General features: G+C 51.0%; 16 protein-coding genes. 4 read left to right on the top strand and 12 right to left on the bottom strand.

Annotated features, from left to right (window positions below; all coding sequences use genetic code 11):
- Window positions 1-1,254: 1,254 nt before the first annotated feature.
- The 6 genes from ACTS9Y_RS07335 to purM form a co-directional block, all read right to left on the bottom strand.
- Window positions 1,255-1,782: a GNAT family N-acetyltransferase gene (locus tag ACTS9Y_RS07335; protein WP_442585300.1), complete on the bottom strand. Its 528-nt coding sequence runs from the start codon at window positions 1,780-1,782 to the stop codon at window positions 1,255-1,257.
- A 10-nt stretch (window positions 1,783-1,792) separates the two neighbouring features.
- Window positions 1,793-3,037 (bottom strand): dicarboxylate/amino acid:cation symporter, encoded by a 1,245-nt coding sequence (locus ACTS9Y_RS07330; protein WP_442585299.1) that lies wholly within the window; start codon window positions 3,035-3,037, stop codon window positions 1,793-1,795.
- A gap of 365 nt (window positions 3,038-3,402) precedes the next feature.
- Entirely contained in the window at window positions 3,403-4,710 is a 1,308-nt protein-coding gene (locus ACTS9Y_RS07325) for an RsmB/NOP family class I SAM-dependent RNA methyltransferase (RefSeq protein WP_442585298.1), read from the bottom strand.
- A 29-nt stretch (window positions 4,711-4,739) separates the two neighbouring features.
- A complete protein-coding gene (locus ACTS9Y_RS07320) occupies window positions 4,740-5,807 on the bottom strand; it encodes a DUF3108 domain-containing protein (RefSeq protein WP_442585297.1) in 1,068 nt (355 codons plus the stop codon).
- A 26-nt stretch (window positions 5,808-5,833) separates the two neighbouring features.
- Window positions 5,834-6,532: a DUF3108 domain-containing protein gene (locus ACTS9Y_RS07315; protein WP_442585296.1), complete on the bottom strand. Its 699-nt coding sequence runs from the start codon at window positions 6,530-6,532 to the stop codon at window positions 5,834-5,836.
- On the bottom strand, window positions 6,532-7,578 hold the full coding sequence (gene purM, locus ACTS9Y_RS07310; protein ID WP_442585295.1) for a phosphoribosylformylglycinamidine cyclo-ligase: 1,047 nt from the start codon (window positions 7,576-7,578) through the stop codon (window positions 6,532-6,534). Before purM ends, ACTS9Y_RS07315 begins: the two co-directional genes overlap by 1 nt.
- 174 nt (window positions 7,579-7,752) lie before the next feature.
- On the opposite strand from purM, the gene ACTS9Y_RS07305 reads away from it, so the two are divergent.
- Window positions 7,753-8,883, top strand: a complete 1,131-nt coding sequence (locus tag ACTS9Y_RS07305; protein WP_442586918.1) for an AI-2E family transporter — start codon at window positions 7,753-7,755, stop codon at window positions 8,881-8,883.
- Between the two features lie 26 nt (window positions 8,884-8,909).
- Window positions 8,910-9,515: an HdaA/DnaA family protein gene (locus ACTS9Y_RS07300; protein ID WP_442585294.1), complete on the top strand. Its 606-nt coding sequence runs from the start codon at window positions 8,910-8,912 to the stop codon at window positions 9,513-9,515.
- A 4-nt stretch (window positions 9,516-9,519) separates the two neighbouring features.
- Here ACTS9Y_RS07300 and ACTS9Y_RS07295 read toward each other — a convergent pair whose 3' ends face one another.
- Window positions 9,520-10,620 (bottom strand): diguanylate cyclase domain-containing protein, encoded by a 1,101-nt coding sequence (locus ACTS9Y_RS07295; protein ID WP_442585293.1) that lies wholly within the window; start codon window positions 10,618-10,620, stop codon window positions 9,520-9,522.
- A 187-nt stretch (window positions 10,621-10,807) separates the two neighbouring features.
- Between ACTS9Y_RS07295 and ACTS9Y_RS07290 the strand changes: the two genes are divergently transcribed.
- On the top strand, window positions 10,808-12,439 hold the full coding sequence (locus ACTS9Y_RS07290) for an NAD(P)/FAD-dependent oxidoreductase (RefSeq protein ID WP_442585292.1): 1,632 nt from the start codon (window positions 10,808-10,810) through the stop codon (window positions 12,437-12,439).
- Between the two features lie 73 nt (window positions 12,440-12,512).
- Here the strand turns inward: ACTS9Y_RS07290 and ahpF are convergent, their stop codons facing one another.
- The 4 genes from ahpF to ACTS9Y_RS07270 form a co-directional block, all read right to left on the bottom strand.
- On the bottom strand, window positions 12,513-14,078 hold the full coding sequence (gene ahpF, locus ACTS9Y_RS07285; RefSeq protein ID WP_442585291.1) for an alkyl hydroperoxide reductase subunit F: 1,566 nt from the start codon (window positions 14,076-14,078) through the stop codon (window positions 12,513-12,515).
- A 186-nt stretch (window positions 14,079-14,264) separates the two neighbouring features.
- Window positions 14,265-14,828, bottom strand: a complete 564-nt coding sequence (gene ahpC / locus ACTS9Y_RS07280; protein WP_055828833.1) for an alkyl hydroperoxide reductase subunit C — start codon at window positions 14,826-14,828, stop codon at window positions 14,265-14,267.
- Window positions 14,829-14,986: 158 nt separating this feature from the next.
- Complete coding sequence (gene soxZ / locus ACTS9Y_RS07275; protein ID WP_442585290.1) at window positions 14,987-15,793, bottom strand: thiosulfate oxidation carrier complex protein SoxZ; 807 nt, start codon at window positions 15,791-15,793, stop codon at window positions 14,987-14,989.
- A gap of 18 nt (window positions 15,794-15,811) precedes the next feature.
- Entirely contained in the window at window positions 15,812-17,293 is a 1,482-nt protein-coding gene (locus ACTS9Y_RS07270) for a beta-barrel assembly-enhancing protease (protein WP_442586917.1), read from the bottom strand.
- A gap of 194 nt (window positions 17,294-17,487) precedes the next feature.
- On the opposite strand from ACTS9Y_RS07270, the gene moaC reads away from it, so the two are divergent.
- Window positions 17,488-17,979 carry a cyclic pyranopterin monophosphate synthase MoaC gene (moaC, locus tag ACTS9Y_RS07265; RefSeq protein ID WP_442585289.1) on the top strand — a complete coding sequence of 164 codons (492 nt, stop codon included), beginning with the start codon at window positions 17,488-17,490 and terminating at the stop codon, window positions 17,977-17,979.
- 1,136 nt (window positions 17,980-19,115) lie between these two features.
- Here the strand turns inward: moaC and ACTS9Y_RS07260 are convergent.
- Window positions 19,116-20,126 (bottom strand): NAD(P)/FAD-dependent oxidoreductase, encoded by a 1,011-nt coding sequence (locus ACTS9Y_RS07260; protein WP_442585288.1) that lies wholly within the window; start codon window positions 20,124-20,126, stop codon window positions 19,116-19,118.
- Window positions 20,127-20,135: the final 9 nt, after the last annotated feature.

Raw genomic sequence — 20,135 nt, 5'->3', positions numbered from 1 at the left:
AAATGCAAGATCAACCGCGGAGAGCCCACGGTTGCAAAAGTTTAAGACAAGCAGCAACCGCGACAGGATGTGGCGACCAGCCACAATGCCTTTCGGGTCATCGTCACAACAGGAAGTTGGGAAAAGTGCTTGTGCATAAGGTTGCGGAATTTACGCGGAATCGGGAGCATGGTCAAGCATGCGTTGTGATTAGTTTTGAGCGTACTGGTGAGAGCAGAAAGCGTTTCTGGTAACGAAAAGGGTTGCATGCTGCATAAGCCTTTCATTCTCGCGCAGGCTGGAATTCAGGCAATGCTTGTGCTTAGCTTTGTTGCATTGGAGAGCAGTTGGCTTACTTGCTGGAAGGTTTAAATCGGTATTTCTTTGGGTGGTTCGCGCTCTATTGCAATATTCCTTTTCGCCTCTAGGCGAGTTACTTTTCTTTGCTTGCACAAAGAAAACGTAACCAAAAGAAATGCACCCTAGCTTCCGCTTATTCCCTGCGTTGCTCGTCAACGTGGGCGTCCAACGAAACTCGCCCTGACAAGCCACACACAACGTGGCCTGTTGCGGAACTCGAACAGCCGCTGGCCGAAGACTCCCACGCTGATTGCGCTACTCGGCGCGTCAGATAGGGGCCCATTAAAACCACTACGCGGTTACTTACGTGAGAACTCTCACATTGATTCCCGCCAAGCCGCTGAAATAAAGCAGAGCAACAAAACCAAACAAGAAAACACGACAAAACAATTGAATTGGTTTGTTGGGCTTACATGATTTAGAAATTAAGGTAGTTCCTTAGCGCCCTGAATGCCATGCTGTTAACCAACATTCCATCGTGGTGGTTTAAATCGGGCCCCTATCTGACGCGCCGAGTAGCGCAGTCAAAATAAGGAGGAAGGGAGCGACTGTCTGAGTTCCGCAGTGGCTTGCGTAGTGTGCAAGCCGCTAGGGCGAGTTTCGCGACCGCTTATTTTGATGAGCAACGCAGGAGACAAGCGGAAGCTAGGGTGCCCTTTCTTTTGGTGACTTATTCTTTGGGCAAGCAAAGAAAAGTCACTCGCCTAAGGGCGAAAAAGAATGGTGTAATGTAATAGCAAAATCAAATGCTTAACCACCCAAAGAATTACCTTCTAAGGATACAGAGCGTAGTCTCTGAAAACTATACTCAACACGTCACCGGAATGACGAACATAAAAATCATGTTTTTAAAGCAACATACGGATTACACATCGTCGAAGAGCCTAAAACACAGGCATAGTTATCAAGACTAAATCACAAGGTCTTCTGCAAAACAATCAACTGCATATCCTCAACATGCGTCTGCCACATATCCGGCTGGTGCGGAAACGGCACCGTCTCCCCTGTTGCCTGATAGCCCAGCCGCTGGTAAAACGCTATCAATTCCTCACGCAGACTGATCACCATCATTTCTGCGCGTTGCACCTCCCACTGCGCTTTCGCCAGTTTCTCTGCGGCGAGTATCATGGTTTTTCCATAACCGCGATTTTGCAATAAGGGCGAAACGGCGATCATGCCCAAGTGCACAATGCCGGCAGAATCAGGATGCCGCTCCAGGCAAATACAGGCAGCCACTACGCCGCCAGCCTCTTCACCTAGCAAAATACAGGCGTCCTCGCTTGCGATCAGCGCCTGTATGGTGCGCTCACTGGTGCGTACGCCGGTCAGTAAATCGGCTTCTGTGGTCCAGCCTGCACGGCTGGTTTCGCCGCGATAAGCGGCATTCACCAATGCGCAAATGACGGGCGTATCTGATACCTGAGCAATGCGTTGTTCTAACATGGGATGAATTTTAGCTTGAAGAGTGGGATTCCGTCACGTGTTGTACCACCAGGCTGCCTATCATGTCGCCTTCGACATTGACCGCGGTTCTGACGGTATCCAGCAAGCGGTCTATGGGCAATAATATCGCAATCGCTTCTGCCGGCAAGCCCACACTTTGCAGCACCATGACCATGGTGACCATGCCAGCGCTGGGGATGCCAGGCGCACCCATGGCGGCAATCATGGTGGTAAAACACACCACCAGTTGCTGGCCCAGCGATAGGTCTATGCCCGCCAGTTGCGCCACAAACAGGGCAGCAGAAGCTTCGTACAAGGCGGTACCATCCATATTGACGGTGGCGCCTAAGGGGACGACGAATCCGGCAATCTCAGGCTTCACCTGCATATTCTGCGTGGTGCAGCGCATGGTGACCGGCATGGTCGCGTTGCTTGAACTGGTGGCAAATGCCGTCAACAATGCTTCACGTGCATTGCGCAAAAACCATAACGGCCGCTTGCGGGTGAGTAGATATAACAAGGCGGGCAGCACCACCAGCCCATGCAGCAAGGTGGTGCCCATGACTAACAGGATGAATTTAGTCAGCGTCGCAAATAAACTGACGTCTTGTGTGGCAACCAGTTTAAACAGCAACGCCGCAATACCAAAAGGGGCCAGCCGCATGATCCAGTTGATCATCTGCATGCAAACCGTCATGCCTTCTTCAAACAAACCCAATAGCTGCGGATAACGGTCTGAAGCCATCACCAGCGCAATGCCCAGCACCAGTGCAAATGCCACAATCGCGATGATATTGCCATCGGCCAGTGCCTTGAACGGGTTCATGAAAATGCCATGCAGAAACTGGGTAAAGAATTCCGGCAAGGTAAGTTGCCTGGATTCAAACTGCTGCATGGCATCGGCAAACATATCCAGATGCAAGCCGGCGCCTGGCTGCACAATATGCGTGGCGCCCAGGCCAATCACAATGGCAATGATAGTTGTTGTCGCAAAAAACAGTAAGGTGGTTTTCCAGACCGTATTCATCTGGCTATGCTGTCGCAGGTTGGCGATGCCAGTCACGATGGCGCAAAACACCAGTGGGATCATGACCATCTTGAGCAGGTCAATAAACAACGTACCGATGAGGTTGGCAGTATAAAGACTCCACTGCACGGTTTCTGAATCAGCGGGCAAGCCATGCATGGCCCAACCACCAGCGACTCCCAGCAATGCCGCGATGAGTATTTGCAGATTCAGAGTGAGTTTTATCATTTCTATACTTTTAAGAATTGGTCAGCCGTACTGGATTCAAGAATAACCTAAAAGCCTGACATTGACCTATACGTATAGAACTGATGATGCTTTATGCAAAGTATATTGGTCAACATACATTCTGGCGTTTCGGCAAATACAAAAAAGCGAGTGGCCATGATTGGGCAACTAACCAGAAGTGATGAAGTACGCGATATTACGCTGGAGTGAACGAGCAAAACAATGTGGAGACTACATCAGCATTGGGCGTCAGCAGAGCGTTGGATTCGCCCAAGTGGTAGCTAGCCAACTTGGACGAAAGGTTTCGGTTTTAACGCTATAGAGCTGGGTGACAAGACTGGAGATACTGCTAGTGATATTAGCAATCAGGCACTGGTTTCTTCGGCAGTCTTTGATTGACTTGTCTTCTCAAACACCGCCGCAAAAAACCCATCCGTGCCATGCAAATGCGGCAGCTGTTTTAAATACTCGCCAGTATCCAGTTCAATGTTCTGCTGCGCCAATACCTCACTCGCAGGAATCAATTTGAAGTCTGGGTGTGCCTGTAAAAATGCTTCGGCAATTGCTTCATTTTCATCACGCAGCAGACTACAGGTTGCGTAGATGACGCGGCCACCGGCTTTGCACAGCTTGGCGGCACGCGCCAGGATGTTGGTTTGTTTGACATTTAACTCGGCGACATCCTGCTCGGTCTGGCGCCATTTCAAATCGGGGTTACGGCGTAAGGTACCCAAGCCACTACAGGGCGCATCTACTAGCACGCGGTCAAACTTGCCGTTCAGGCGTTTGAGTTTCAAATCGTTTTCGTTGTTGATCAACTGCGCTTGCAGGTTAGATAAACCGCTACGTTTCAGGCGATGACCCAGATTGTTCAGGCGTTTCTCAGAGACATCAAACGCATATAAACGACCGGTGTTTTTCATCAATGCACCTAAGGCGAGTGTTTTACCACCAGCACCGGCACATAAATCAGCCACCATCTGGCCACGTTTTGGCGCAACTAAATAACTTAATAGTTGGCTGCCTTCGTCCTGCACTTCGATTTTGCCTTCGGTAAACAGGATATGTTTGCCGATATTCAGGCGTGCGCCCATGCGGATACCGACCGGTGAATAGGGCGTGGTGGTGATCACGTTGTCTTTCACGGTGTTTTCGGCCAGCATGCGTGCCATTACTTCTTCACGCGTTGCCTTGATGGTATTGACGCGTAGGTCGAGGCTGGCTTGTTCAAACATGCTGCGGCAAATGGTCATGGCTTCGGCTTCGCCATATTGCGCGACCAGCTTGTCCCAGAACCAGTCGCGTACGTCAGCCAGAACGGCGGGGGCAAATCCTTCGCTGGTTTTGCTTTTAATTTGCACTGCCCATTCTTTTTGGCGCTCATCGAGCATGTCATCGAGGTCACGTATGCTTTTACCTTCGATCTTGATCAGATAAGCCAGGATCAGTTTACGGGTATCTTCCTGTTCATCCGCTTCTGTGATGCTGATTTCGCGCAGGTAGCGGTAGCGGCGCAATACACCATAAGCGGTTTCGGCAATCCAGGCGCGCTCTTTGGTGCCTAGCTCTCTATGCTGGCGGAAGAACTCACTGAGCTTGCCATCGGCCGGGCTCTCGAATTGCAGCATGTCGTTTAATAAAGCCGCCGTTTGGCGCATAAGTGTTGAATTCATAATGTCTTTCAAAGATGTTGCGTCTTGCGTTATTCAGTGATCAACCGCGTGGCGACTTGCTCAATCACCATGCCGTTTTTTTCCTGTTTTCTGATTTTGACTGGCACATAGCGGTAATCACTGGCCAGCCATAACTCTATTTTTTCGTCCGTCTCGCCACGGCTGTGGGCGATGTGTACGGTGTGTATAGTCTGGTCGGCAATCACCATCGTATCCTCGCCTTCAAACGCGTACTGGTAAGTGTTGAGGCGCCGGCCGTTAGTGAGTGCGACTTGCATCTCCTGCAATGGCGGCACAAACATAAACTGGTACATAAAACTCAGGATATCTTGCGTGTTTTGTGGCAGGTCAGTCCGTTGCTCGCCTTTGGCTGTTTTCAGGGTAATCGAGTTGGTTTCCCAATCTAAATTAGCTTCGTATATCTTGTCTGTCTTGTTGCCAAACGCGTACCGGTAAAAATGCGGTTTTAATCCATGCGGGCCAATATCACCGCGGCTTTGTTGCTCCAGCGTCGTGTAGAGCAATTTTAACAGGCCACGCCCTTCAACTACCCAGCGCAGCGCGTATTGCCCGGAGGGCTGCTGCGCGTATTCAATGCTGGCACTGCCGGCAGGCTGCTTTTCGCCATTCACATAGACTGAAAACTCGGTACTGACGCGCTGATAAGGCGGCGGTAATGCTTCTTCTGGCTCGTCTACCGGATTGTCAGTGTCATGCCAGGCGGCGATTTCTGCCTGACGGGCTTCCTCAGCTTTCCCTGCGGCCTCTTCACTCGTTTCTATTGTCTGCGACACATCCGGCGCTTCGGTGACTGACTGCGGCGAATGTGTCACTGGTGTCGATGGTTCAGGTGTGGTCGCAGGCGATTTCTTCTGCCGGTCTGGTTTAACGGGTGCTTTTAATACCGGTTTGGCAGGTGCTACTTGCAACTGCGCGCTTAATAAGGTGGGTGGCGGTGCATCCTCTGCAAACCAGCTTTGCCAGGCAGCTTCTTTCAATACAAACATATGCACCAGCAAGGAGATGAACAACGCCAACCCTAATGACCAGGAAACGTGTTGCCGTATCCACTTGTGCAGGCCTTGTCTGTTAATCACGTGTTTCCCGATGCAGAGAATACCCGTTACTGACCAGTGATGCTGGTGATCACTTGCTCCATGCGCTTGCCATCATCCATGACCACCAGTTTGACTGGGAGATAGCCTTTGTCCTTGGCAAGATAAAGTGTTTTTTCACCGTCACTATCTGCCAGTTTAATCACGTTAAACGTACCAGCCTCAGTCTGTAGCGGCGTACTTTCTTCAGTGACCACAAAGGTATGCAGTGCCAGCTTTTTACCGTTAGTCACAGCTAGCTTCACCTGTTTTCCTTTAGGTGGTTGCCACATCCAGCAGTACATCACACTCAGCAGGTCTTGCGTGCCTTTGGTCAGCTTCTCGCTTTGTTGCTCGCCTTTCACCTGCATTTTCAATACTTTTTTGCCCCAGTCAAAATCATTGATTAATGCTTTATCTGCATGCTTGGATTGACGGGATTCAAAGTGCGCAGGGCGTAAAGCATTCTCAGCCACATCGCCCTGGCTGGAGAGTGTGCGCTCACCCATCAGCTTGTAAATGCCTTTGCCTTCTGCCAGCGAATCAATCTGGTATTTATTGCCAGTCACTGTCAGTTGGTCTTTCACGCTGGCAATGGGCACGCCCTGTTGCAACAAATCGTATTTCAAATTGAGTTGCTTGGGTGCTGCCGATAAGCCGGTGCCAGTCAGCAACAGGACTGCCGCGAGGCTATTGACGACCATACGATGAAAGCGCAATGGCTGCATTACACCACCACAGTCGGCGCTTCACCGGCCTGTTGCGCACGGATCTGGCCAATGCGGTAAACGGTTTCACCCGAAGAAGCCAGTACGCTCTCTGCCTGCTCGGCATGTTCGGCGGCCACAATAATCGCCATGCCGATGCCGCAATTAAAAGTACGGTACATCTCTTGCGGCGCGATATTGCCTTGTGCCTGCAACCATTGGAACAACGGTGGCAATGTCCAGCTGGATTTCTGCACTTCAGCAGTCAGGCCTTCTGGCAATACGCGTGGAATATTCTCGGTGATACCACCGCCGGTAATATGCGCCATGCCTTTGACTGGCAGTGTTTCCAGCAATTTGAGCACGGATTTCACATACAGCTTGGTTGGTGCCATCACCACATCTTTGAATGTACGGCCATGGAAGTCAGATTCCATATCGATGCCTGAAGTTTCAATCAGCTTGCGGATCAATGAATAACCATTGGAATGCGCACCGCTGGAAGCCAGCCCCAGCACTACATCGCCCGCCTTGATAGTCGTGCCATCAATGATATTGGCTTTATCGACACAACCGACCGCAAAACCCGCCAGGTCATATTCACCAGCCGGGTACATGCCTGGCATTTCAGCCGTTTCACCCCCCACAAGCGCACACCCGGATTCTTCACAGCCTTGTGCAATGCCCTTGATCACGGCAGCCGCAGTGCCGACTTCCAGTTTGCCACAGGCAAAATAATCCAGGAAAAACAGCGGCTCGGCACCTTGTACCAGAATGTCGTTCACGCTCATGGCGACCAGGTCAATACCTACGGTATCGTGCTTGTTGAGCTGGAAGGCCAGTTTGAGCTTGGTGCCTACACCGTCGGTTCCGGAAACCAGTACGGGTTCCTTGAATTTTTTCGGCATGGCGAACAATGAACCAAAACCGCCAATGCCACCCATGACTTCCGGGCGCATAGTGCGTTTTGCAAATGGCTTGATCTGCTCGACCAGCGCATCACCAGCTTCCATATCTACACCGGCGTCGCGATAGGTGACAGAAGTTTTATCAGAAGAAGTCGTCAAAGTGCTCTCGTTTCTTTCTATGCTATGAATATTTAATTCAATATAAATTCATGGATATTGCAACAAAGCGCGTGACATCCACGAAATTCAGTATAATTTTAGGAATAACCATTATTTTAACGCATCTTGCCAGTTCGACCTATGCCGGATTGAATGGATACATTACAGGCGCCCATGTCAGATCACGAGTATCAAAAGTCCAGTGTGACTCAGTTTGTCAGCGACAATCGCTGGTGGATAGTGGCAGCGCTTTTCATCTACCTGTTCTATTTGCTGGAACCGGTGCTGACGCCCTTTCTGGCGGCCATGGTGATTGCTTACATGCTGGACCCGCTGGTAGACCGTCTCAGCGAAGCCGGATACCGCCAGTGGCAAATCGGCCGTACCTTGGCGACTTTGCTAGTGATGGCTGGCGTGATCCTGGCGCTGATAGGCTTGATGCTGATCATCATCCCGCTGTTACAACAGCAATCCATGCTCATCGTGCAACGCCTGCCTGCCTTGGTGGATCATTTTCACCAGCAGGTAGAGCCCTGGCTGCAACAGCGCTTTGGCATCCGCTTCAATGTGAACCCGGCTTATATACAAAAACTGGTCACCGAGCACTGGCAAACCGCGAGCAGCTTTGTCGGCAGCGTATTACTAAGTGCAGGCCAAAAAGGTCTCAACCTGATCGGCATGCTGGCCAATATTCTTTTGTTACCCGTGGTGCTGTTTTATTTTTTGCGCGACTGGGACGACATGATGACCGAGATCGGCGAGTTGATTCCCCGCGACCTGATCGGCCGTGTCAAAAAAATCGCCAAAGATATTGACAGTGTCGTCGCCGAATTCCTGCGCGGACAGCTATCCGTCATGCTGTCACTTTGTGTGTTTTACAGTGTGGGGTTATGGCTGGTAGGCCTGGATATGGCGTTATCTATTGGCATGATTGCCGGCTTGCTTAGTTTTGTGCCTTATCTTGGTTTTGCGCTGGCATTTATTTTGGCCATCATGCTGGCGTTATTACAATTCGCCTCATTGCCAGAAGTGGTGCCAGTGTTGCTGGTATTCGGTGTCGGCCAGTTTGTAGAAAGTTTTTTCCTGACGCCTATCCTGGTCGGTGACCGTATTGGCCTGCATCCTGTACTGGTGATTTTAGCCTTGATGGCCGGCGGCCAATTATTTGGCTTTACCGGCGTGTTACTGGCCTTGCCAGTCAGCGCTGCCATTGCGGTTGGTTTACGTTATGTGAAACAAAGTTATTTGCGTAGCGAGACCTATTTGCACAGCCAGGCATCCGTGATTCACCTGGCGGATGACTGACCCCGAAACAAACTAAACTATTTGCTGTGAAACAATTACTGCTTAATATCCAGCCGCCTGCGGCACCGGGGTTTGACAATTTCATCCTCGGTCAGAACCACGAAGCCTTGAACAGTTTGAAGACTGTTCTGGCAGGGCAAGCCCCCACACAATTTATGTTTTTGTGGGGCGCGCCAGGCAGTGGCAAGAGCCATCTGTTACTCGCAGCGCAAGCCATGGGTGCGCATATTGCAGACGATGTGCACACCCTTGATGCAGAATCGCAGATCATCCTGTTTGATACCTTTAACCATATTAAAGCCGAAGGCGGCGTGCTGGTCACTGCCGGTAATCATGCACCCACGCAAATGGGATTACGCGATGATCTGGCGACCCGTCTGGCCTGGGGCTTGGTCTATCAATTGCAGCCTTTGAGTGATGGCGAAAAAGCGGATGCCTTGCGCGCGCATGCGCAAGATCGCGGCATGAAACTGCCAGATGAAGTGATCGCTTACTGCCTGAAATATCTTCGCAGGGACTTACCTACTCTGGTATCGGTGCTGGATGCGCTGGATGAATGGTCACTCATCACCAAGAAGCCGGTCACGGTGCCACTGCTGAAGAAAATGCTGCAGCTAGAGCTGACAAATTAAAACATTATTCACCATCAAAACTGAATGAGTTTTTTCCGTTTTTCTTGGAAACATACATCGCTTTATCCGCCGCATGCAGCAGCTGTTTCACTTGTTTGCCATGCCGGGGATATTCGGCAATGCCTATGCTGACACCGATATTAAGCGCCATGGTCCTGACGATCACTGGCCGTGAAAATAACTTGATCAGGCGTTGCGCCAGTTGCACCAGCTCCATCCGGTGCAAATAACTACCCACCACCAGCACAAACTCATCACCGCCTTGCCGCGCCAGAAAATCCGTTTGCCTGAGCACTTTCTGAAACATATCGGCCACTTCCACCAACAGGGCATCGCCAATTTCATGCCCATATTCATCATTGACCTGCTTGAAACCATCCAGGTCCATAAAAAAGATCGCGAACGGTTTTGAAACGTGTTTGGCGCGCTGGTACACCGTTTCCAGATGCTCATCGACACTGCGCCGGTTGGGTAGACCGGTGAGCAAATCGTGATCGACCTGATGGCTCAGTTGCTCGGTGACGGCCTGGGTTTTCAGTACCTCATCTAATAAGTCAGTGGTACTTCGGTATGAAAATAGCAGTACGCCAATGATCAGCATGCATAACAGAATAGCGCCTATGACAGCTTCAATCACACGCTGTCGTATCTCCTGTTCATAGTCGCCCCTCAGATGTTCCAGCTTGGCATCCATCTCGCCCAGGCGGTCGTTGATCAGCTTCATCAACTCACGGCCCTTGTCTCTGCTCAAGGTCAGATGTGAGGCATAAGAACCGGCTCGCATTTGCACCTGGATGCTTTTATCGATGGCATCGAATTTTTGATGGACTAACTGCTTGACTCTTTCGAGTTCCGGGCGGATTTCGTCACCTGCCCTGGCCGCGCGTTTATCCAGCCGGGCAAGCATCTTGTGCGTATCTACACGCCCCTGCTCCATGGTGTCGAGAAATAGCGTATGCCCGGTGAGCAAATAACCGCGCTGGCCACTCTCAGCATTGGTGATGGCTTTACCCAGGGCGGCGATATCATAACGCTGGCGGTCTACCGAATCTTTTTGTTCCGAAAAAGACACAAGCTGGTACATGGCGATAAATAGCCACATCATTGAACCGCACAGAATGGTTGCGGCAATGATTAACGGGATAAGTACTCGTCGCTTGTAATTAAACATACACTATATAACGACCGACTCCGATACTAATTAAATAGAACCGATGTGAAAATCTACCATAGCTTGGGGCCGAATGTAATAAAATACGCTTTTGATAGATAACCACTATCCGCGAGCCTTTATGTTACGAATCACAGAAATCAAACTGCCCCTTATTGAAGCCGAGTCGCTGATCCATCAGGATGAGCAGATCAAGGCGGCCCTGCTTAAACGCCTGGAAATCCCGGAAGTTGACTTGATACGGTTTGAGATTTTCAAACGCGGTGTAGATGCACGCAAAACCCATGCGATTTTGTTTGTGTACAACATCGATGTCGAAGTCAGGAACGAGGCGAAGATCCTCGCCCGCTTTAAAAAAGACCCACATATCAAACCGGCGCCGGATACCAGTTACAAATTTGTCGCCACCAGTAAGCAGGATTCAGAGCACAGACCAGTTGTCGTCGGCTTTGGCCCGGCAGGCATCTTTGCGGCTTTGATACTAGCCCAGGCCGGATTTAAACCTATTGTGCTTGAGCGTGGTAAAGAGGTACGCCAGCGCACGCAGGACACCTGGGGCTTATGGCGTAAACGCAAACTGGACCCGGAATCCAACGTGCAGTTTGGTGAAGGCGGCGCAGGCACCTTCTCTGACGGCAAACTGTATAGCCAGATCAAGGATCCTAAACACTACGGGCGCAAGGTATTACAGGAATTTGTCAAAGCCGGCGCGCCGGAAGAAATCTTATACGTTAGCCATCCGCATATCGGCACCTTCAAACTGGTCAGCATGGTAGAAGAAATGCGTAACACCATTACCAGCCTGGGCGGTGAGATACGCTTTGGCAAGCGTGTCACCGAGATCGATATCCAGGACCAACAGGTGCAAGGCGTGACCTTGCAAACGGGCGAATACCTGCCTACCCGCCACTTGGTGCTGGCAGTGGGGCACAGTGCGCGTGATACGTTTGAAATGGTATACAACAAAGGCATTTATGTTGAAGCGAAACCGTTTTCGATAGGCTTCCGTATCGAGCATCCGCAAAGCCTGGTCGACCGTGCGCGTTACGGAAAAAGCTATAGCGACGACATCTTGCGTAAACTGGGGGCGGCCGATTACAAACTTGTACACCATGCGCAAAATGGCCGCAGTGTATACAGCTTTTGCATGTGCCCGGGCGGCACAGTGGTGGCAGCGACTTCCGAACCTAACCGCGTGGTGACCAATGGTATGAGCCAGTACAGCCGTAACGAGCGCAACGCCAATGCGGGCATCGTAGTCGGCATAACGCCTGAGGTAGATTACCCTGACCATCCATTGGCCGGCATTGAATTACAACGCCAGCTGGAAAGTCATGCCTTTGTGCTGGGTGGCAGTAATTACTCTGCCCCTGGCCAACTGATAGGTGACTTTCTGGCTAACCGCCCTTCGACTGAGTTTGGTGAAGTCACCCCTTCTTACACGCCTGGCGTGCACCTGACTAACCTGGCATCAGCATTGCCAGAATTTGCGATCAACGCTATCCGCGAAGCGATTCCGGCGTTTGCCAAACAGATTCCTAACTTTGATTTAGCCGATGGCATTCTGACCGGCGTGGAGACCCGCACTTCCAGCCCCATACGCATCAAGCGCGATGATGATACTTTGCAAAGCATTAATACCAGGGGCTTGTTCCCCTGTGGCGAAGGCGCTGGCTATGCTGGCGGGATTTTATCAGCCGCGGTTGATGGCATTAAAGTGGCGGAAGCAGTTTCAATGTCGCTGATCCCCTAACTACATCTAAACTACAGCGAACACCCAGATATAAAAAAAACCTGCCGAGGCAGGTTTTTTTATTGCAACAGGATTACTGACGGATCAGGTAATCAAACGCACCCAAAGCGGCATTCGACCCTTCACCCATAGCAATCACGATCTGCTTATAGGGGATCGTAGTCACATCCCCTGCGGCAAACACACCAGGCAGCGAAGTAGCATTATGGTTATTAATCTCAATTTCACCATATTTGCTGAGGTCTACTGTCCCTTTCAGCCAATCCGTATTCGGCACCAGGCCAATCTGGATAAATACACCTTCCAGGGCCACATGCTTGCTCTCGCCACTAACACGGTCGGAATAAGTCAGGCCATTGACGCGTGTGCCGTCACCGGTGATTTCACTGGTTTGAGCACTGGTCAAAATCGTGACGTTTTGCAGCGTGCGTAATTTTCGTTGCAACACGGCATCGGCTTTCAGCTCGGTATCAAATTGCAGCAAAGTGACATGACCCACCACACCAGCCAGGTCAATCGCAGCCTCTACGCCGGAGTTACCACCGCCAACCACCGCCACGTGCTTGCCTTTAAATAACGGGCCATCACAGTGCGGGCAGTAGGCCACGCCTTTGTTTTTGTACTCGGCTTCACCAGGCACATTCAGGTTTCTCCAGCGTGCACCGGTTGCCAGGATCACTGACTTGCTGCGCAGGATAGCGCCACTTTCGAGTTTGACCTCGATCAGGCCACCGTGTTTATGGTCGGCCTGTTTCGGCTCACTCAAGCCTACTGCACGCTGCAAAGGCATGATATCCACGTCATAAGTCTTCACATGCTCTTCCAGCGCTGCCACCAGTTTTGGCCCTTCTGTTTCTTTCACAGAAATAAAGTTTTCAATCGCCAGTGTGTCATTGACCTGGCCACCAAAACGGTCAGCCACAATACCTGTACGTATGCCTTTACGGGCGGCATAAATCGCGGCTGAAGCACCGGCCGGGCCACCGCCCACCACCAGCACATCAAATGACTCTTTGGCGTTGAGTTTTTCAGCTTCTTTGGCAACCGCACCGGTATCCACTTTAGCCAGAAACTCTTCCACCAGCATACGGCCAGAGGCAAACATCTCGCCATTGAGGAAAGTCGCAGGCACGGCCATCACATTGCGCGCGTTGACTTCGTCCTGATACAAACCACCATCAATCACCGTCACATTGATGCGCGGGTTGAATACCGTCATCAGCGTAGTCGCTTGCACCACGTCCGGGCAGTTATGGCAAGACAGACTCATATAGACTTCAAAATTCAAGTCACTATCCAGTACCCTGATCTGGTCGAGCACATCCTGCTCCACTTTTGGCGGGTGACCGCCAGTCCACAGCAAGGCCAGTACCAGTGAAGTAAATTCATGGCCGAGCGGGATCGCCGCAAAGCGCACGCCATGCGTTTCACCTTCTTTGGCGATCACGAATGAAGGCTTACGTGCATCATCGCCGGTCTCATCCAGGCTGACTTTGTCTGACAAGGCGGCAATCTCTTGCAGCAATTCACGCATTTTTGCAGCATTGTCACTGTTATCCAGGGATGCGATCAGACGGATAGGCTGACGCAGCATACCGAGGTAGGTTTGCAGTTGTGTCTTAAGGGTATCGTCTAACATTTTTATTCTCCAAAATGACAACTTGTCTGAATGTTGCGGCGACAAGAAGCCGTGGCCATTCGCATGGCAATCAAAAGTTGGTTGGGGGAGGCTCAGGTAAAGCCACTGCCAGGCACAAAACCTTTTAGTGACCTTACCTGAGCGCCCTGCTTTCGCAGGGCTTTACTCAAGCTAATCTCAGAGAGATTAAATCTTACCTACCAGGTCCAGTGATGGTGTCAATGTTGCAGCACCGTCGTTCCACTTGGCCGGGCAAACCTGGCCTGGGTTTGCAGCTGTGTATTGAGCAGCTTTCAACTTGCGCAAAGTTTCTTTTACATCACGGGCGATTTCGTTGCTATGTACTTCAGCAGTTTTAATCACACCTTCGTTGTTGATCACGAACGTACCGCGCAATGCCAGACCTTCTTCATCAATATGCACGTCAAAAGCGCGTGTCAATTGGTGCGTCGGGTCACCCACCAATGGGAATTTCGCTTTGCCCACTGCTGGTGAAGTCTCGTGCCAAACCTTGTGGGAGAAATGCGTATCGGTGGTCACGATGTACACTTCAGCACCAGCCTTCTGGAACTCTGCGTAGTTATCAGCCGCATCTTCAACTTCTGTCGGGCAGTTGAAAGTAAACGCTGCCGGCATGAAAATCAGCACAGACCATTTGCCCTTTAACGACTCTTCTGTCACTTCGATAAATTTACCGTTGTGAAATGCCTGGGCCTTGAATGGTTGTACTTGTGTATTAATCAATGACATGTAGCTCTCCTTATAAATGATTAGAATGAATAATTAAAATCATGGTTAACGAAAAATGGTGCTGTGTTTCCACAGCGAATGGATGCATTTTAGACAACTATATTGTATATGTATAATTGATTGTTTTAATTTTATTGATAAAAATTACTTATTAAAAACTATTGCGTTACGGTGACTTGTCCATGCCCTTCAAAACCGCGGTTATCCTGCCAGTTTACCGCAATCACATCGCCCACCCTGGCTTCTTTGATATAAAAAGTAAAGTAAGGGTTGCGTGAAATACCGGTGCCGGTTTGCGCATCGACGATGACCTGGCCATTCAGCACCACTTGCATCAGCTGCATGAAATGCGCTGGCATTAATACACCGTCATCATTTTTACTGCGGCCGGTACGCATAGGGTGCACGATAATGATCTTGAGTTCAACGATGCCCTTGCCCAAAGGCCCGTCTTCGAGCGGGCGCGCACGCATTTTCATACTGCTGGCAAACGGCTCTTCGCGCTCGCTGCCCGCGCAGCCATCTTCGAGCACAATCACAAAACGGCGTTGCTGCTGAAATTGCCCGTCAGCTTGTTGGATCAGGGCAATCAATTCGCCCGATTGCGCCAGCTTGATGCGCGTCACCAGTTTGGGCAATACCTGTTTACCCAACTCAAAACTGGCGATCAGTGGTGTTGGGTTGGCATCCGCCAGCAAACGCAACGTACGGATACTGCCTGCTGGTTGCGCGCTGGCCACTTCTACCTGCACCACTGCGCCATTCTCAGCTTTTTGCGGCGCCTCAATTTGAATATTTTGCGAAACCGGTACGGCCTTAGCCTGCAATGCAGCCATCACTTCAGAGATCTGCTTGGCTTCAAACGCCTGTACAAACCAGCTCGCGGCCTGCACCTTCTGCACCACCGCCCAGAAAGGCAGCGTTGCCAGTGCCAGCCAGCCTTTTAACACCGTTCTTCTTTGCATTAAACGCTCAGCCCCCTATCAGCTTTTATCATCATCTTTATCCCGCGCCTGTTGCAGCCTGAGCGCCTTTAACCGCGCCTCTACCTTGGATTGCAGATAAAAATCACCATCTTTCGCTTTGCTGGCGATATCGAACTGGTCTATCGCACGTGGCAGATCATATTTGCGCACATACGACTCGCCCAGTGCCTGATGCCGCAACATTTGCCTGCCTTGGCCCTGATAAGCAGCTGCCAGCCAGTCATACAGTTTTGGATCCTCAGGAAACATGGACAACTGTTTCTGGATAAAAGTCACTGCTTGTGCCCACTGATTACTGCGGATCAGTAATTCTGCTTCGCCTTGTGCCAGCATCCGGTGCTGCGTATATTTTTGCAACCCTTGCACAAACTGCTGCTCCGCCTCGGCGACCTGCCCCAGTTTTGCTAGAGTCAGTGCCTTTAATGTCACCAGGTAAGGGCTGACCATGCCATGCTGTTCCAGCCATTGCACTTGCTGCTGGGCATTTTTCGCCTGGTTCGCACGCAAATAAGCATACGCCAGCCCGTAGTGCTCTGACTGTTCATTCTGGAAGCGGCCTTCCTCCAGATTATTTTTAAACTCCTCCACCATTTGCGTAGGAGCCCCTTCAAACGCGCGGATTTTTGCCCGCATCAATGAAAAAGCCGGGTTTTCACTCACCTGCTTATAAGGCAGGTTTTGCACGCGGTTACCCATATCGGCGATGCGCTCACTGGTCATCGGGTGGGTACGTAAATAACTGGGCATATTGCCGTCAGAAAAACGGGTGGCACGCTGCAAGGTATTAAAAAAAGCCGGCATGGCGCGCACATCAAAACCCGCATCCTGCAAAATGGTCAGCCCCACGCGGTCAGCTTCCCGCTCATGTTCACGCGTGTAATCGATCTGTCGCTGAATGCCCGCAGCAGACGCCGCCGTCATCGCTCCCATACCCGCTTGCGGATTCGAGCGCATCACCAGCAACGCCAGCGCAGTCGCGGCAATATTTTTAAACATATCGTATTTTTGTGACGCCAGCATACGTGCCAGGTGATGCTGTGTGACATGGCCGATCTCATGCCCCAATACGCTGGCCAACTCCGATTCACTATTAGAAGAAGTGAACAACCCCGTATGCACGCCAATCACACCGCCTGGCATGGCAAACGCGTTGATGCTTCTTTCCTGCAATACAAAGAAATAAAACTTCTGTTGCTTGTCCGGGCTACTGGCCCCCAGCCGCATGCCCAACGCCTGCAAATAATCAGTCACTTCGGCATCATCGAGTACATCTTCACTGGTCGCCACCTGCTTGAGTATCTGGTTAGCGATCTTCTCCTCATCGCGCGCCGACAGCACGGTTTGCGATGCATCGCCCAGTTCAGGCAACTGATTGGAAGAATCCGCTGGCAAACTCAAGTCCAGGTCGGGCTCGTAAGGCTTGCCGGAAAACTGGCCCACCGCACTCTCTGCCAGCATGGGGAAACCCGATGGCATCATCAAAGCCAATGCCACCACGCAGCGCCTGATTACCAGGCGCGGGTGCCGATCAACATATTTAAATGGATGAAAAACCATGAGTCTGTGAGCGAAAAAGCGTTTCCTTAAACGACATTATTCCCGGATCAATATAAACCGCTGAGCCAAACTTGTTATGATAACGACTTCACCGCCTGAGTTCATCATTTTTCACCATGTCCGAATTAACGCATTTCAACGCCCAGGGCCACGCCCATATGGTCGATATCGGCGACAAAGCGCACAGTAAACGTGTCGCCATCGCTGAAGGTCGTATTCACATGCAAGCGGCCACGCTGCAAACCATTTTGCAAGGCAACGCCAAAAAAGGCGATGTGCTGGGAATCGCGCGGATCGCTGCCATCCAGGCAAGCAAAAAAACCAGCGACCTGATCCCGTTGTGTCACCCGCTTAGCCTAAGTCGTGTGGACGTGAGCTTTGTAACTGATGAGGTGAATCACAGCGTGATTTGCCGGGTGCAATGCGAAACAACCGGGCAAACCGGAGTGGAAATGGAAGCATTGACTGCCGTTCAGGTCGGTTTGTTGACCATTTATGATATGTGTAAAGCGGTTGATCGTGGCATGGTGATGCAGGGGATACGATTGTTGGAGAAACATGGTGGCAAGAGTGGAGACTGGATAGCCACTGAGGGAAATGGTAATTAAGATTTTTTATGATCGAAGCAACATGTTGTCTCTGGGCTTTGTAGGAAAATGATTTAGGAAGAAACTTCCTTTTTTAGTTTGACTAGATTTAGTCAACCATTGAAAAATCTGTCGGGAGGTTTGAATAGGTATTTCTTTGGATGGTTCAGCGCTCTATTGCAGCGTTGCTTTTCTTTGCTTGCATAAAGAAAACGTAACCAAAAGAAATGCACCCTAGCTTCCGCTTGTTTCCTGCGTTGCTCATCCTAGGACTTTCGTCCATTGCTTTGCAGGACTTAAAGTGGGCGTCCAACGAAACTCGCCCTGACAAGCCACACACACCGTGGCTTGTTGCGGAACTCGAACAGCCGCTGGCCGAAACCTCCCACGCTGACTGCGCTACTCGGCGCGTCAGATAGGGGCCCATTAAAATCACAACGCGGTTACTTTAGTGAGAACTCTCACATTCATTGCCGCCCGCTCGACCATTGAAATAGAACACAGCAATAAAGCAAAATAATAAAGCAAAGCATGAAAGCCCAACAAAGCAATTGAATTGGTTTGTGGAGCTTTCATGTTTTTAGAAGTTAAAGAAGTCCCTTAGCGCCCTTCTTGTAGTGCAATTAAACAATCTTCCATCGTGGTGGTTTTAATCGGGCCCCTATCTGACGCGCCGAGTAGCGCAGGCAAAATAAGGAGGAAGGGAGCGACTGTCTGAGTTCCGCAGTGGCTTGCGTTGTGTGCAAGCCGCTAGGGCGAGTTTCGCGACCGCTTATGCCTAAGTCCGGCAAAGCAACGGACGAAAGTCCTACTTCGAGCAACGCAGGAAACAAGCGGAAGCTAGGGTGCCCTTTCTTTTGGTGACTTGTTCTTTGGGCAAGCAAAGAAAAGTCACTCGCCTAGAGGCGAAAAGGAATGGGGCAATTGAGCAGCGAAATCGAATGCTGAAGCACCCGAAGAATTACCGATTTAAACATCTAGTAAATTAAACACTTGTTCTCTGCTGTAACAAAGTGATGCATGAACCTTGCCTGGATTCTGGCCTTCGCCAGAATGACGAGTGAGAGTGCATTCTATTGCAGGGCAGACCAATTGTCTGCATAAACCAACCGTAACGCTGGCCACAGTGATTACCCTGCTACACAATGGCTCACACGTCACGAAATCAACGCTACTATCCTGCGCGCGCACTCCGGCGCCATCGTCACCCCATACCTGAAATGCCCGGTATTCAAATACAAATTCTCAATCTGCGGATGCCGCCCTATCATCGGAATATTATGCGGCGTCCCCGGCCGCAGGCCGCTCCAGTGTTTGATAATGGCTTGCCCACGCAACGCTGGCAATATGGCCTCTGCCTTGGCCTGCATTTCCTCGCGCATGCTTTCGGTGACACCGGTATCAAAACCCACATCTTCCAGGCTACTGCCTGCCAGCAAATGGCCATCCGCGCGTTGCAACATATAAAAACCATCCCGATAAACGATATGCGGCAACAGGCCGGGTTGCAGTTGGTATAACAACATCTGCCCACGCATGGGCTTGATATCAAGCGTGAGGGCCGTTTGTTCCAGCAGCTCGAAACTCCAGGCGCCGGAAGTGACGACGAAGGTATCCGCATGCAAGGTTTCGCCTTCGGTGGTTTGCCAGCCATTGATGGGCGACTGCCCTTCTGGCAATGGCATTAAGCGGGTTTGCTCGCGTAGGGTGACACCGTGTTTGATCAACCAGGCTTTCAGGGATTGCAACAAGCGTGGATTACGGATTTGTACCACTTCGGGGATGAGCAGGTTTTCACCTTGCGGTTCTACTGCCAGGCCAAACTTTGCACACCAAGCCAACGCCTGTTCGCGTTCAAACGGCGGCTGGATCAGCATGCCGCTCTGGATACATTCAGGGTCTATGCCGGTTTCTGCGTATAGCTCGCCGCTGATGGCGGGGTAAGCCCTGGCACCTGCCAGCGCTAACTCGTTGACTACGTCCTGATAGAACCATGGCAATAGCGGAAATGCGATGCCTGCCCCGGCCCACGAGGATTCGCCCGAGGTTTGGGCGGCGATGATATTGCGCTCGACTACCGTGACCTGATGGCCTTGTTTGCGCAATTGCATGGCGGTTAAACAGCCGACGATGCCACCACCGACGACCACTACCGAAGTGTTTGCCATAATGAATTT

Source organism: Methylophilus sp. (genome assembly GCF_052173275.1).
In the GTDB taxonomy this organism is placed as follows: domain Bacteria; phylum Pseudomonadota; class Gammaproteobacteria; order Burkholderiales; family Methylophilaceae; genus Methylophilus.
This window is presented reverse-complemented; position numbering and strand designations above follow the sequence as displayed.